This window comes from Micromonospora sediminimaris (genome assembly GCF_016863575.1).
Lineage (GTDB): Bacteria > Actinomycetota > Actinomycetes > Mycobacteriales > Micromonosporaceae > Micromonospora > Micromonospora sediminimaris.
In genome coordinates, this window is record NZ_BOPD01000040.1 from 24,968 (window position 1) to 39,199 (window position 14,232).

Consider the following 14,232-nt stretch of genomic DNA (forward strand, 5'->3'; position numbering starts at 1 on the left):
CGTACCGTCACGCTCCGTAGCGAATCGCTGGGAGAACCCGAGCAGCACTGGGAGTGTCCGAATGCCCTCTGAATACGCCAAGTCTCTGGGCGCCCGCCTGCGCTCCATCCGCCAGCAGCAGGGCCTGTCCCTGCAGGGGGTGGAGGAGAAGTCGAACGGGCGTTGGAAGGCGGTTGTGGTCGGCTCGTACGAGCGCGGCGACCGGGCCGTCACGGTGTCCCGTCTGGCCGAGCTGGCCGAGTTCTACCGCGTGCCGGTCTCGGAGTTGCTGCCCGACGGCAGCGGGGTACGACACGAACCCACCAGCAAGATCGTTCTGGACCTGGAGCGCCTCTACGACGAGGCCAGCGAGGATCTCGCCTACGTGGCCCGCTACGCGCGCGCCATCCAGCAGCAGCGCGGCGACTACAACGGCCGGGTGCTGTCGATCCGTGCCGACGACCTGCGCGCCCTCGCGATCGTCTACGACGCCTCGCCGTCCGGCCTGATCGAGCGGCTGACCGAGCACGGCGTACTTGTCGCCGACCCCCGGGCGTTCTTCGCCTCCTGAGATTCGACCACGCGAAAGGGCCCGTGCCGGACGCACGGGCCCTTTCGTCGCTTCCGTCGCTGATGCGCGACGCCCATCGGCGGCGTCCGCCCACCTCAACGGGTGGCGTACTCGGCGATCCGGCCGAGCAGACCGTTGAGGAAGCGGGGCGAGTCGTCGGTCGACATCTGCCGGGCCAGCTCCACCGCCTCGCTGATCGCCACCGCGTCATCGATCTCGTCGAGATACAACAGCTCGTAGACTGCGATCCGGGCCAGGTTGCGGTCGACCACAGGCATCCGGTCCAGCGTCCAGCCCTCGGCGTAGCTGGAGATCAGCTCGTCGATCCGGTCCAGGTGCCCGGCCACCCCCTCGACCAGGCCGACCGCGTACCCGAGGTGGTCGGGACGCGGCTTCTCGATCCGCTCGACATAGCCGGCCAGCACCTCGACCGGCGGACGATCACGCAGGTCGGCCTCGAAGAGCACGTCCAACGCCCGCTTGCGCGCCTTGCGACGCGCCGGCATCTGCTGCTTCGGACCCTCGGACATCAGGCGCGGCCGAGGTAACGGCCGTCGCGGGTGTCGACCTTGATCTTCTCGCCGGTGGTGACGAAGAGCGGCACCTGAACGGTCGCGCCCGTCTCCACCGTCGCTGGCTTGTTGCCACCGGTGGACCGGTCGCCCTGCAGGCCCGGCTCCGTGTAGGTGACCTCCAGCACGACCGAGGTCGGCAGCTCGACGTAGAGCGGCACGCCCTCGTGGGTGGCCACGATCGCCTCGGCTTCGGGCAGCAGGTAGTTGGCTGCCTCGCCGACCGTCCCGCCCATAACCGTGATCTGGTCGAACGTCTCCATGTCCATGAAGACGTAGTCCTCGCCGTCGGCGTAGAGATACTGCATCGTGCGCTTGTCGACGGTCGCGGTCTCAACCTTGGTGCCCGCGTTGAAGGTCTTGTCGACCACCTTGCCGGAGAGCACGTTCTTCAGCGTGGTACGCACAAACGCACCACCCTTACCGGGCTTGACGTGCTGGAACTCGACGACGGACCAGAGCTCTCCGTCGAGGTTGAGTACCAGGCCGTTCTTCAGGTCGTTGGTGGTGGCCATTTCCTGCCTTGATCATCATTTGGCGGACAGACCTGGCAAGTCTACTAGCCGCCTCGCGACCCGCCGACCGCCGTCGGCCGCCCGCGAAGGTCCACCGCCGGTCGACAGGTCCAGCCCGGCTCGGCCTGCCAGCATGCGGCGCACTGAACCCGCCTGTGCAGCACTGTCAGTGACACTCCGCCCCGCCCCCGACTTATCAACCCGCTCCCTTTGCTCTGCTTCAACCCACGCTACAGTCACTGTCGGTGGCGACAACACCGTACGTCGTCGCCAACGTGCTCCCGAAAGTGCTGCTCAGCCGCTAGTGCGTGGGTTGAAGCAGAGCAAAGGGTGGAAGGGGTTGTTGGGCGGGGGCGGTGACTGCTCACTGAGAGTAGATGTCACCAAACGTAGTTGCGGCCATGAATGAGGTGCAGCCGAGCCGTCAGCCGACCTTGCCAGCAGGTCGAAGGCCGAACGGTCCGGTCGCCAGCCGGCTCGGGACGTCAGGCGGCTCGGGACGTCAGGCGCTCTGGTCGCGGCGGTCGGCCAGGTGGTGCAGGGCGAGACGGTAGCCGTCGACGCCGAGCCCGCAGATCACGCCGGTCGCCACCGCCGAGACGACGGAGTGGTGACGGAACTCCTCCCGCGCGTGGATGTTGGAGATGTGCACCTCCACCAACGGCCCACGCAGCATCGCGCAGGCGTCCCGCACCGCGATCGAGTAGTGCGACCAGGCCGCCGGGTTGAGCACCACGGCGGCACCCTCGTCGGCGGCGGTGTGCAGCCAGCCGAGCAACTCATGCTCGGCGTCGGTCTGCCGCACGACGACGTCGAGGCCCAGGTCCCGCCCGGTGGTCTCGCAGAGTTCCACCAGGCCGGCGTAGCTGGTCACCCCGTAGACGTCGACCTGGCGGGTACCCAGCCGGCCCAGGTTCGGCCCGTTCAGCACGTACACCCGCATGGTCATCGGGACACCGCGGCGTAGGCGGTGTGCAGCAGGTCGTCGTCCGGGCCGTCGAGGATCGCCGGTCGGGCCAGCCCGTCGAGCACCACGAAACGCAGCCGACTGCCCCGGGCCTTCTTGTCGACCCGCATGGTGGCCAGCAGGCGAGGCCACGCGTCGGCGGCGTAACCCGTCGGCAGATCGAGCGCCGTCAGCACCGCCCGATGCCGCGACGCGGTGGCCGCGTCCAACCGGCCGGCGAGGCGGGCCAGCTCGGCGGCGTACACCAGGCCGACCGACACCGCGTGACCATGCCGCCAGCGGTAACCCTCGACCTTCTCGATCGCGTGGGCCAGCGTGTGCCCGTAGTTGAGCACCTCCCGTACGCCCGACTCACGCAGGTCTCCCGCGACCACGTCGGCCTTGACCCGGATGGCCCGCTCGATCAGCTCCCGGGTGACCGGCCCGGCCGGATCGGTCGCGGCGGCCGGGTCGTCCTCGATCAGGTCGAGGATGACCGGATCAGCGATGAACCCGCACTTGACCACCTCGGCCAGGCCGGCGGCCAGGTCGGCCGGCGGGAGGCTGTCCAGCGTGGTCAGGTCGGCCAGCACGCCGACCGGCGGGTGGAAGGCACCCACGAGATTCTTGCCGGCGGCGGTGTTGATTCCGGTCTTGCCACCCACCGCCGCGTCGACCATGCCGAGCAACGAGGTGGCCACCGGCACCCACCGCACCCCGCGCAGCCAACACGCCGCCACGAAGCCGGCCAGGTCGGTGACCGCGCCGCCACCGATGCCGACCACCGCGTCGGTACGGGTGAAGCCCGCCTCGCCGAGCCGGTCCCAGCACTGCGCCGCCACATCGACGTGCTTGCTGGCCTCGGCGTCGGGCACCTCGATCGGCAGGGGGGTCACGCCGGCCGCGGCCAGGCCGGCGCCTACCGCGTCGGCCAACTCCTTCAGGGGCGGCGCATACAGCACCGCGACCTTGGCGGCATCGGGCAGCAGGCCAGGCAGCGCGTCAAGCAGGTCGCGGCCGACCAGCACGTCGTACGGCCGTTCGCCACCGACCGGGATCCGGGTCACCTCGTCCATCGCCGGGAGCCTAGCCCACCCACCACCGATCCGACCCGCGCCGCCACCGGATGCCCGAGGGGTGGAACGACGTTTAACACTCCGCGTAGCGGGCACGGGCAGCCAGGGCACGGACGAGCGAGGGGGTCGACATGACCGGGCGGACGATCGACGGTGCCGACATCCGGCTGCCCGCCACCATCCTCGGCTTCGGCCTCGGCGGTTTCGTCGACGGCATCCTGCTGCACCAGGTCTTCCAGTGGCACCACATGCTCAGCAGCACCGGCAGCGACAACATCGGGGTACGCGAGTACCCGGTGGACACCGTCGCCGGGCTGGAGATGAACACCGTCTGGGACGGCCTGTTCCACGTGGTGGCCTGGGTGGCCGTGCTCACCGGACTCGCGATGCTCTACTCACGGGTGACCCGCTCCCGGGGACGGCTGTGGCGCTCGCCCATGCTGTGGGGCTGGGCGTTGATCGGCTGGGGCCTGTTCAACCTGATCGAAGGCATCATCGACCACCACATCCTGGGCATCCACCACGTCCGTGCCGGCGAACACCAGCTTTGGTGGGACCTCGGCTTCCTCGCGTTGGGCGTCGCGCTGATCGTCGTCGGGTGGCTCGTGCAGCGCCGCGCCACCATCGTGGACGCCGGTGCCGGCGAGCGGCGGACGCCGACCCCGGGCCGACAGGGGTGGGTCCCCCGCTGGTGGTCAGTCCGGTCCTGATCTCGACGCACGGGGCCGAGCACGCCGCCAGCGTCGGCCCGGCACTGCTCGTACCGCTGCTGGCCGGCTGGCTCTACCTGGCCGCCGCGTTGCGGCAGCGGGCCCCCGACCGGGCCGGCTGGAGCCACTGGCGCACGGCGGCCTTCGCCGTCGGGTGCGCCCTGCTCGCCATCGCCCTGTTGTTGCCGGCGGACGACTTCGCCGCGCACATGTGGCAGCATCTGCTGCTCGGCATGCTGGCGCCGCTGGGGCTGGTGCTCGGCGCACCCGGCATCCTGGCGCTGCGCTGCGTCGACCGGCGGACCGGACGGGCGGCGCTGCGGAAGTTGAGCCATCCGGCGTTGCGACCACTGACCCACCCGGTCACCGGGTTGCTGCTCACCGCCGGCGGGCTGTGGCTGCTCTACCTCACCCCGCTGTACCGGGCCACCCTCGACAGCGCGGCCCTGCACGACCTGGTCAACCTGCACTTCCTGCTCAGCGGGCTGCTGTTCACCTGGTCGATCGCCGGCCCGGAACCCTACCCGCACCGGGCCCGCGTACCGGTCCGGCTGGTGGTGCTCGGCGCGGCGGTGGTCGCCCACGCCAGCCTCGCCCAACTGATGTACGCGGGCCTGCTTGTCGACGTGCCGGCGACTGCGGAGCAGCTGCGCGCCGGCGCGACGGTGATGTACTACGGCGGCGACCTCGCCGAGATCCTGCTCGCCCTCGCCCTGCTGACCACCTGGCGTCCCCGGCCGCGACGCCGCCGGACGGTCGGCACCCCCGTCACCGCCGGATCCTGAACCCGGGTGGGGCCCCACGCCACCAGCCGACACCGCCAGAACCGAGCGCTACGGCTTCAGCAGGGCGGCGATCTCGGTGACGATCTCCTCGGGGGTGCGGCCGTCGGTGACCACGGTGGCGGTGGCGACCTCGGCGTACAACGGCCGACGCTGGTCCATCAGATGTTTCAGAGTGGCCCGGGGGTTGATCGCCAGCAGCGGCCGGCCGGCGCCGAGGCCGACCCGTTTGACCGCGTCCGGCAGCTCGACGGAGAGGTGCACCACCCGGTGACCGACAAGTGCGGCCCGGTTCTCCTCGGCCAGCACCGCGCCGCCGCCGAGGGCGAGCACCCCGGAGCAGGAGGCCAGCGCCGCGGCCAGCGCCGCCCGTTCGAGGGTACGGAAGTGCGCCTCCCCCTCGTCGACGAAGATCTCCGGGATCGGCTTGCCCGCCAGGCGCTCGATGTCGGTGTCGGTGTCGCGGAACTCGACGCCGAGCGCTGCCGCAAGGCCCTGCCCGACAGTGGTCTTGCCCGAGCCGGGCGCGCCGACCAGCACGCAGACCGGCCGGGTCGGACCGGTCACCGGATCACCAGCGCGTCGAGGTAACCGGCCAGGTTACGGCGCATCTCGGCGACCGAGTCACCGCCGAACTTCTCCACCGCCGCCTCCGCCAGCACCAGCGCCACCATCGCCTCGGCCACCACGGCGGCGGCCGGCACCGCGCAGACGTCGGAGCGCTGGTTGATGGCGGTGGCCGGCTCACCTGTGGTGACGTCCACCGTCGCGAGGGCCCGGTTCAACGAGGAGATCGGCTTCATCGCCGCCTTCACCCGCAGCGGCTCACCCGTGGTGATGCCGCCCTCCAGGCCGCCGGCCCGGTCGGTGACCCGCCGCACGCCGGTGGCGGTGGGCATGATCTCGTCGTGCGCCTCGGAACCCCGGGACCGGGCCTGCTGCCAGCCGTCGCCGATCTCCACACCCTTGATCGCCTGAATCGACATCAACGCGGTGGCCAGCCGGGCGTCGAGCTTACGGTCCCACTGCACGTGGCTGCCCAGACCCGGCGGTACGCCGTACGCCAGCACCTCGACCACGCCGCCGAGGGTGTCGGCGGCCTTCTTCGCGGCGTCGACCTCGGCGACCATCCGGGCGCTGGCCTCCGGGTCGAGGCAGCGCAACGGGTCGGCGTCGATCCGCTCGGCGTCTTCCGGGCGGGGCCGCAGCCCCGGCTTGACGGCGACCGGGCCCAGTTCCACCACGTGCGAGACGATCTCGATGCCGAGCGCCTGCTGCACCAGAGCCTTGGCCACCGTGCCGACGGCGACCCGGGCGGCGGTCTCCCGCGCGCTGGCCCGCTCCAGGATCGGCCGGGCGTCGGTGTGGCCGTACTTCTGCATGCCGGCCAGGTCGGCGTGGCCGGGTCGGGGCCGGGTCAGCGGCGCGTTGCGGGCCTGCCGGGCCAACTCGTCGGGGTCGACCGGGTCGGCGGCCATCACGGTGCGCCACTTGGGCCACTCGGAGTTTCCGACCCGGATGGCGACCGGGCTGCCCAGGGTCACCCCGTGCCGCAGGCCGCCGACGATCTCGATCTCGTCCTGCTCGAACGACATCCGGGCGCCCCGGCCGTAGCCGAGCCGGCGGCGGGCCAGCTCTCCGGCTATCTCGGTGGAGGTCACCTCGACACCGGCCGGCACCCCCTCCAGTAACGCGACGAGAGCGGGTCCGTGCGATTCCCCTGCGGTCAACCAGCGCAACACAGCCCTGAGTCTGTCACGCCCGGTGTCCGTCGCCCCGCGCCGCCCGCCGCGTCCCGCCCTACGGACGCGGCGGCCGCGACCCCGACGCGGGCGGCGGAGGCAGACGGCACAGCGGGCGGTCAGATGCCCCGGCCGCGTCGGTGCAGGGTGCGCAGCACCGTGTCGGCGCGCACCACCCGCCCGGCGACCGCCAGGGCCAGATAGGCACGGGGTTCGCGCGGGTTGCGCCGGATGGTCCGTCGGGCCCAGCGCACCGCGCCCCGGGAGTCCCCCGACGCGGCGCGGGCGAAGGCGATCTGCCCGGTGACCCGGGCCTGCCCCGCCGGTTGGCTGGCGAACTCGGGGTAGCGGTCCAGCAGCCACTGCAACGCCTCGGAGATGGTGTCCCACCGCTGGGCGAAGTACGACCGTTTGTGCCAGCGCACCACCACGTACGGGGTGCGCAGGTTGACAAGCGGTGCGCTGCGGGCGGCCCGGAGCAGGAACTCGTAGTCCTCGGCGTAGCTGCCCGGGATCTCCTCGTCGACGAGCCCGAACCCGTCCCGCAACGCCGCCGCCCGGATGACGAAGGTCGACGGATGCAGTTCGGTCATCCGGTCGCGCAGCAAGTCGGCCAGGCTGATCGAGTCGCGGTCCAGCACCCGCTCAACGGTGTGCCCGTCGTAGCTGACCCGGATGCCGCAGCTGACGAACTCAGCGCCGGGCACGGCGGCCAGCGCCTCGGTCTGGGCGCGCAGCTTGCCGGGCAGCCACTCGTCGTCGTCGTCGCAGAAGGCGACCAGTTCACCGGAGGCGGCAAGGGTGCCCGTGTTGCGGGCACCGGCCAGGCCGGGCGTGCGCGCGTTGGTGATGACCCGCACCGGCCGGTCCGGCGCGGACAGCTCCGCCAGCGTCGGGTCCGGTTCGGACTGGTCGTAGACGACGACCACCTCGACCGGCCCCGGGTAGTCCTGGGCGACGATGGCCCGTACCGCGGCCCGCAGCAGCTCCGGCCGGTCGCGGGTGGGCACCACGGCGCTCACGCTCGGGTACGGGGTCACGGCTTCCGCCTTCCGTTCGGGCCGGGTCCGCGCCACGGCCGCCACCAGGGTCGGTGGTGCCGCTGCGCGGCGGCGGCCACCAGGTCTTCGACGATCACTCCCACCCGTCGCACCGCGGCGCGTCGCCCGTCGGCCGCACCGGCGTCCACGGCGACGGTGAACCGGGCCCGGTCAGCGAGACCGGCGGCCAGCGTGTCCAGCAACTCCTGCCGCGACTCGCAGAGCGCCACCAGGCCGGCCGCGCCGAGCCGGCGGGCGAACAACAGCTGATGGTCGTCGACATGCTCGCCCCGGGTCGGATCGCGGGGCACCACGATCGGCAGGTGCCCGTGCCGGCGGGCCTCCAGGATGGTGGCCGGCCCGCCGTGGCAGACCACCAGGTCGGCCCCGGCCATCGCCGCCTGCAACTCGGCGTGGCCGAGGAACGGCACCGCGTCGGGCAGGTCATCCGCCCGGGTGTGGCCGTGCTGCACGGTCAACCGAACCTCACCGGCAAACTCGTCGTGCCACTCGCGCAGCCAGTCGACCAGCCGGTCGAACGGATGTTTGTCGGTGCCGACAGCCACCAGCACCCGCGGCCGGCCGTCGGTGCCCGGCTCGCGCGGCTCCGGCACGCGTACCGTCGGCTCCTCGGGGGCCGGGCGGGGCCGCACCGGCGTGGCCCGGTGCCCGTCGCCGGGCGCGTCGCCGCTCACAGCAGCGTCCCCACGACTGTGGCCTCCGGGTACTGGCGGCGCTGCTCCTCCCACTGCACGAGCATCGCCGACAGGAACGGGCGGCACAGCCGGGCGGTGAGCGTCGGTGTGTCGATCCGGTCGTAGACCTCGATGTAGACGGTCGGGATGCGGCGCAGCCGGGCGAACACGACGAACGGCACCGCCACGCCCGCGCCGGTGGTGACCACCGCGGCGACCCGCCGCCGACGTAGCACCCGGACGGCCAGCCACGCGTTGCGCAGCAGGTTGCCCAGGTGGCGGGTGGTGGGATGGTACGCCGGAACGACGTCCTCCCCGGCCAGCAGCGACAGCGCCTCGGGCGTGTCGAAGGTGACCCAGCACCGTCGCCAGGTTTCGTACCAGGGCCGCAGGGCGAGCAACTGCGCCAGGTGCCCTCCGCTCGACCCGACCAGCAGCAGCACCGGCTGCTGGTCGGCTCCTTCGTTTGTGTTGTCCACGCGACTCCCCACAAGTCCGCTTGACGTGTCGGTCAGCTGTGTCGGTTCGAAATGGTGTCCAGCAGGGCGGGATGCAGCGCCGGATTCCAGCCGGCACCGGCGTCCGCCAGCCGCCAGGTCCGCAGCCACATCTCCACCAGGTAGGCATCGGCCACCAGCCGCTGCCGTGCCCGGTCCAGCCCCAGCACGTCACCGTGCCGGTTGAGCCAGGTGTCGACCTGCCGGGCCGCCTCGGCGGCCGGTTCGCCGCGCGCCACCAGCGCGCGTTGGAACGCGTCGTGGGCCAGGTCGAAGCCGACGGGTACCTCCGGTCCGCTGTGCTCCCAGTCCCAGGCGATGAGTTCCCCCTCGTGCCGGCCGAGGTTCCACGGCACCCAGTCGCCGTGCCAGTGGCCGAACTCGATGGCCACGTCACCGTGCCGGCGAGCCAGGTCGGCGACGGCGGCCGACGCACGGTCGCCGACGGTTTCGGCGGCGCGCCGCGCCTGCGCGGTCAGCCGGGCCAGGAACGGTGAGCCGGCCAGTTGCCGGGCCGGCGCCGGTGGGCCGCCCCGCCGGGCCACCGCGAGCAGCGCAGTCAGGTCGGGCGGCGTGTCGACGGACACCCCACGGATCCGCGCCGGCAGCGGTTCGACCACCGCCACCGCCTGCCCGGCCCAGGCGAACTCGGTGAGCAGGCGGGTGGTGCCGGGATGACCGGCTGTCCCGGCCAGCCCGGCGACCTCCCGTAGCGCCGCGGCCTCGGTGGTGACCAGCGCCCGCGTCGCGTCGTTCCAGCCGATCTTCGCGTACCCGCGCGGCTCGCCCCGGCCGTCGAACAGTTGCAGCGTTGGCTTGTGGTTCGGGTCCGGTGGGCGCACCCCGCAGGCGGCGTGTACCGGCGCGCCGAGTTCGGCACCGACCCGCGCGGCGAGCAGCACCTCCGCCGGGTCGAGCCCGACCGGCAGCGCCACGGTCAGCACCGGAAAGGGGGCCCGGTCCACCGCGCCGGCCCGTGCCGCGACACCGAGCACCGCCCGCGCCGCGCGCAGCTTCGCCGGGCGCAGGGCGTTGTACGACAGCAGCGCCGCCGCCGCGACCCGGGGGCAGCCCAACGGCAGCAGGAAGCGGGCCCGAGCCACCGACGGCACCACCGCGTACCGGGCCACGACGGTGTGCCCGGCCGGCGGCTCGGCGTCCACGGTCACCGCGACCCGGGCGTCGGAGAAGACGGCCCGGGTGACCCAGCCCAGCCCGTCGTCGCGGCTGCGGGGGTCGCCCGTGGTGGTGGCCGAGGCGGTCACGCGACCCGGTCCGGCCAGTCGAGCCGCAGTCCCAGCCGCTGCCGCAACGCCTCGTTGTGCGGGCGGTAGTACGCGGTCAGCTCGGCGCGCAGCGCCGGCTCCAGGGGTGCGGACCGCCGGTCGTTGTAGACCTTGAAGTTCGGCAGGTCGAACGGGGGGAGGCCGAGGAAGTCCAGGGTGCGCCGGTAGGTGGCCCGCGCGTCGCGGTACAACTCCTCGCTGGGCAGGAAGAGGATCTGGCTACGGTCGAAGCGCTCCAGCCACGGTTGCAGGTGTTCCAGGTACCGACCCCGCGCCCGGTAGGTGTACCAGTCGTAGGGCTCGCTGAAGTAGTTCGGTTCGGCGATCAGCCGGTCCCGCTCCCCTGCCGTGCGCTCCGCCTCGGCGGCCAGTGCGGCGGCGAAGTCGAGCGGCTCCACGCCGTTGGTCCGCCGCTCCTTCCAGTGCGAGTAGGCCCGTTCCACCGGGTCGCGTAGCAGCACGATCAGCCGCACCGAGGGCATCAGCGCGGACACCCGCTCGGCGGCCAGCGGGTGGAACATGTACAGCGGGGCGGCCTCACCGACGCGAACCGGACCGCCGTGGCGGTTCTCCAGCGCCTCCCGCTGCCGCAGGGTCGGGAAGTGCGAGCGGTACCACGCCTCGCCGCGGTGCCAGTGTTCCTCGAAGTAGTGCGAGGACTTCGTGTTCCAGGCCGGGAAGAGCCGTGGCACCAACGGATGCTGGATCAGGTAGTTCCACAGCGAGGTGGTGCCGCCGCGCTTGGTGCCGATGATGAGGAAGTCCGGTAACGGCCGGCGGTCGCTGGTGCGTACCCCGTAGTCGACGAGGCTTTCCCGTACCCGGTTCGTCACCTGGGTCGGCACCAACTGCTTCACCCGGTCGCGAATGGACGACACGACGAACTCACCTGCCCTTCGACGTCCGTGGCGGGTCGCCGGCCGGCGACCCGCCACGGATCTGCACCATGGTCACCCGGATGCCGCGTCGCACCCGGGACAACGTCAACAAGCCGACGCAGACGATGGCGAGCGTCGCCACCGCAAGCACCAGTCCGGCGATGCCTCGGCCGGCCACCGCCAGCCCGGCCACCGCCGCCAGCCCGACCCCGGCCACTGTGGCCGCCGCCGAGGCCAGCATCCGGGCGTCCACCAGGGGCTGGCGCACCACCAGCCGGGCGAAGGTGGCGGCGCAGAGGTTCTCGGTCACGATGCCGGCGGCCCAGGCCACCGCCGCGCCGGTCGCCCCGTGGTCGGGGATCAGCGCCAGTCCACCGCCGACGGTGACCAGCAGCCCGGCGAGTGCCCCGGCCAGGTGCAGCCCGCTGTGCCCGCCCATCAGCAGCAGGCTCTGCACATTGCCGACCCCGGTGTTGACGAGCATCGCCACGGCGAGCACCGTCATCGCGGCGGCACCGGTGGTGAACTCCGGGCCGAACAGCGCCAGGAAGGCCGGTGCGAAGACGGCGAGCAGCAGGTACACCGGCCAGGAGAGGACCAGCCCCCAGCTGGTCAACTGCCGGTGCACAGCCGCGGCGGCGGCCCGCTCACCCCGGCCGAGCAGCCGCGACAGCTGCGGGGCGACGGCCACCCGCAGCCCCTGCATGGCGAGTTGGCCGGCGAGGACGTAACGGCCGACGGCACCGAAGACACCGGCGTCGGCCGGGCTGGCCAGGGCCGAGGTGAGCAGCACGCCGATCCACATGCTGCCCGCGTCGATCGCCGCCGACGCGGCGCGGGGCAGCGCGAACCGCCAGAACGTGGACCAGTCACCGGTCTGCGGGCGCAGCCGGGCACCCGCGCCGATCCCGAGCGGCCCGGCGACCAGGATCAGGCAGACCAGCAGCGCCACGGCGGCGGGCACCAGCCAGCCGGTCATCCCGGCCAGCAGCCCGCCACCGGCGAGCACCGCCGCACCGACCAGCAGCGGACGGGCGATCGGCAGCAGCAGGAACTGCACCGAGACGTAGGACCGCATCGGGCGTACGCAGCGCACGACGGCCAGCAGCAGGTTCATCGCGACCACCACGGGTACCGCCGCGAAGGTCACCACCAGCAGCGGCCCGCCCGCCGGGCCCAGCAGTCGGCCGGCGAGCGGCCCGGCGACAACCGCGCCGCCCACCGCGACCAGCACGGCGAACAGCAGCGGTGGGGTCAGGGCGACCGGCAGCACCCGGGCACCGTCGCCGGGCCGTCGCCGGGGCAACGCCCAGATCAGACCGGTCTCCGCGCCGAGGGTGCAGATCGCGGCGGCGACCGTCACCACGCCGATCGCGGCGAAGAACGCCCCCGCCCCGGTGGTGCCGTAGCCACGGGTGATGACCACCGCGAGCACGAAACCGAACAGCCCGCTGGTCGCCGCGCCGAGCAGCCCGGCGACGCCGCTGCGGGTGCTGCGTCGGGTTTCGGCCGCGCCGTCCACCGCCGCCGCAGGGGCGAGGGTGCTCGGCGTACGCCCGGGTCCGTCTCCCGTCGGTGGGCTGGTGGTCGCCGTCATGCCCGCATCACCGCCGTCGGCCGCGGCATCCCGACCGGCGGGGTACGGCGTTCCCGTTCGGCGAGTGCGAGCGCGAAGGCCACCGCGAAGAAGGCCACCGCGAGGTTCTGGTTGGCCATCCCGTAGAAGGGCACCTGCACCAGGCAGATCACCGGGACGACGGAGAGCCACTGCCCGGCCGCCGAGGTGGCCCGGGCGCAGATCAGCGCGGCGGCGACGAACCAGGCCAGGAAGCACAGCAGAGCCGGTACGCCGTGACTGAACAACACCATCCACAACTGCCCCTGGGTGCCGATCGGCGCGTCGGCGGTGACGGTGTCCACCTCCATCGGCGCGCCGTAGCCCAGCCAGGGCGAGTCACCCACCCGACGCAGCACCTCGGCGTAGAGCGACAGCCGGTCGGTGTTTGTGTCGCTGGATTCGACCCGGTTACCGATCAGCTCGGCGACCGGGATGAACAGGCTGGCGAGGCCACCGAGCACCACCATGCCGCCGATCGAGGCGGCCACCCGGGTGTTGCCGCGCAGCGCCGCCCGCACCCCGAGCACGGCCAGGCCCACACCGAGGCTGAGGAACATCGCCCGGTTGAGCGTGAGGAACGCCGGGACCAGCGACACCGGCAGCGACGCCAGCAACGCCCAGCGGAGCAGGCCACGCCGACGCAACATGGTGTACGCGACAACGCACGGCAACGTCATCGCGTACGCGCTGCCGTAGTTGTTCGTGTACGCGTACGGGGCCGCCGGCCGGTAGATCGGGTTGAGTGACCGGGCGCTGTATTCCGCGGTGGTCAGGTGGACCATGTCGCTGATGAACGGCACCCCGGACACGCCCGGCGGCAGCAGCGCTTCGACCGGGGTGGTCAGTTCCAGGCGCGGCACCAGCACACCGAGCCACCCCAGCGCGACAAGTCCGAACCAGAACGCGCACAGCGGCACCAGCACGGCGGCCTGGTCGGGTCGCTCCCGGGCGACGGTGTAGACGTAGACCGCGACGACAAGCGCGGTGAGGTAGAACGCCAGCCGCAGCACGAAGGTCGGCAGCGAGGTCGGGGACGCCAGCCGGGTCGCGCTGGCCGCCACGAGTGCCAGGAACAGCAGCCAGATCCCCACGGCGGGCGGCAGCGGCACCCGCCCCCGGGTGGCCAGCAGGGTGAACAGCACGGCACCCAGCAGCGGCCAGCCGAGGTAGAAGGCGCCGGCCACCCACCAGAGCGGTACCAGCCCGAACATCGCGGCCAACGGCCACAGCGGCAGTCGGGGCGGCGCGGCGGGCGGGGGCGGGGCGGCGGCGCTGGCCGGTAGGGGCGGCTCGGTGGTCGCCGGGGCGCGGGTGACCGGCACGCC

Annotated in this window: 16 protein-coding genes; 3 read left to right on the forward strand and 13 right to left on the reverse strand. The window is 72.6% G+C overall.

Annotated elements, in window-relative coordinates; genetic code table 11:
* Positions 1–61 precede the first annotated feature (61 nt).
* Complete coding sequence (bldD, locus tag Vse01_RS25775) at positions 62–550, forward strand: transcriptional regulator BldD (RefSeq protein WP_007458348.1); 489 nt, start codon at positions 62–64, stop codon at positions 548–550.
* Positions 551–645: 95 nt separating this feature from the next.
* Here the strand turns inward: bldD and nusB are convergent, their stop codons facing one another.
* The 4 genes from nusB to aroB form a co-directional block, all read right to left on the reverse strand.
* On the reverse strand, positions 646–1,056 hold the full coding sequence (nusB, locus tag Vse01_RS25780) for a transcription antitermination factor NusB (RefSeq protein WP_170863437.1): 411 nt from the start codon (positions 1,054–1,056) through the stop codon (positions 646–648).
* 23 nt (positions 1,057–1,079) lie between these two features.
* Positions 1,080–1,637 (reverse strand): elongation factor P, encoded by a 558-nt coding sequence (gene efp, locus Vse01_RS25785; protein WP_093404355.1) that lies wholly within the window; start codon positions 1,635–1,637, stop codon positions 1,080–1,082.
* A gap of 502 nt (positions 1,638–2,139) precedes the next feature.
* Positions 2,140–2,580, reverse strand: coding sequence for a type II 3-dehydroquinate dehydratase (aroQ, locus tag Vse01_RS25790; protein WP_093404797.1), 441 nt, complete (start codon positions 2,578–2,580; stop codon positions 2,140–2,142).
* A gap of 2 nt (positions 2,581–2,582) precedes the next feature.
* Complete coding sequence (gene aroB, locus Vse01_RS25795; RefSeq protein WP_093404357.1) at positions 2,583–3,659, reverse strand: 3-dehydroquinate synthase; 1,077 nt, start codon at positions 3,657–3,659, stop codon at positions 2,583–2,585.
* Between the two features lie 131 nt (positions 3,660–3,790).
* On the opposite strand from aroB, the gene Vse01_RS25800 reads away from it, so the two are divergent.
* Both Vse01_RS25800 and Vse01_RS25805 read left to right on the forward strand, forming a co-directional pair.
* Positions 3,791–4,369, forward strand: a complete 579-nt coding sequence (locus Vse01_RS25800; protein ID WP_093404359.1) for a DUF2243 domain-containing protein — start codon at positions 3,791–3,793, stop codon at positions 4,367–4,369.
* Positions 4,351–5,154: a cytochrome c oxidase assembly protein gene (locus tag Vse01_RS25805; protein WP_232511238.1), complete on the forward strand. Its 804-nt coding sequence runs from the start codon at positions 4,351–4,353 to the stop codon at positions 5,152–5,154. Before Vse01_RS25800 ends, Vse01_RS25805 begins: the two co-directional genes overlap by 19 nt.
* A gap of 48 nt (positions 5,155–5,202) precedes the next feature.
* Here Vse01_RS25805 and Vse01_RS25810 read toward each other — a convergent pair whose 3' ends face one another.
* The 9 genes from Vse01_RS25810 to Vse01_RS25850 all read right to left on the reverse strand — a co-directional run bounded on the left by Vse01_RS25810 (position 5,203) and on the right by Vse01_RS25850 (position 14,229).
* Positions 5,203–5,718: a shikimate kinase gene (locus Vse01_RS25810; protein WP_093404362.1), complete on the reverse strand. Its 516-nt coding sequence runs from the start codon at positions 5,716–5,718 to the stop codon at positions 5,203–5,205.
* The gene (gene aroC, locus Vse01_RS25815) at positions 5,715–6,893 is read right to left on the reverse strand and encodes a chorismate synthase (RefSeq protein ID WP_093404364.1); all 1,179 of its coding nucleotides are present in this window, start codon (positions 6,891–6,893) and stop codon (positions 5,715–5,717) included. The genes Vse01_RS25810 and aroC overlap by 4 nt, the downstream gene beginning before the upstream one ends.
* Before the next feature lie 119 nt (positions 6,894–7,012).
* Positions 7,013–7,933: a glycosyltransferase family 2 protein gene (locus Vse01_RS25820; RefSeq protein WP_093404803.1), complete on the reverse strand. Its 921-nt coding sequence runs from the start codon at positions 7,931–7,933 to the stop codon at positions 7,013–7,015.
* The gene (locus tag Vse01_RS25825) at positions 7,930–8,547 is read right to left on the reverse strand and encodes a glycosyltransferase (protein ID WP_232511251.1); all 618 of its coding nucleotides are present in this window, start codon (positions 8,545–8,547) and stop codon (positions 7,930–7,932) included. The genes Vse01_RS25820 and Vse01_RS25825 overlap by 4 nt, the downstream gene beginning before the upstream one ends.
* Before the next feature lie 77 nt (positions 8,548–8,624).
* Complete coding sequence (locus tag Vse01_RS25830; RefSeq protein WP_093404367.1) at positions 8,625–9,107, reverse strand: glycosyltransferase family protein; 483 nt, start codon at positions 9,105–9,107, stop codon at positions 8,625–8,627.
* A 32-nt stretch (positions 9,108–9,139) separates the two neighbouring features.
* A complete protein-coding gene (locus tag Vse01_RS25835) occupies positions 9,140–10,390 on the reverse strand; it encodes a serine/threonine-protein kinase (RefSeq protein WP_093404370.1) in 1,251 nt (416 codons plus the stop codon).
* Entirely contained in the window at positions 10,387–11,289 is a 903-nt protein-coding gene (locus tag Vse01_RS25840) for a sulfotransferase domain-containing protein (protein ID WP_093404808.1), read from the reverse strand. Before Vse01_RS25840 ends, Vse01_RS25835 begins: the two co-directional genes overlap by 4 nt.
* Positions 11,290–11,296: 7 nt before the next feature.
* The gene (locus Vse01_RS25845; protein ID WP_232511239.1) at positions 11,297–12,886 is read right to left on the reverse strand and encodes a lipopolysaccharide biosynthesis protein; all 1,590 of its coding nucleotides are present in this window, start codon (positions 12,884–12,886) and stop codon (positions 11,297–11,299) included.
* Complete coding sequence (locus Vse01_RS25850; RefSeq protein ID WP_093404375.1) at positions 12,883–14,229, reverse strand: O-antigen ligase family protein; 1,347 nt, start codon at positions 14,227–14,229, stop codon at positions 12,883–12,885. The genes Vse01_RS25845 and Vse01_RS25850 overlap by 4 nt, the downstream gene beginning before the upstream one ends.
* Positions 14,230–14,232 lie beyond the last annotated feature (3 nt).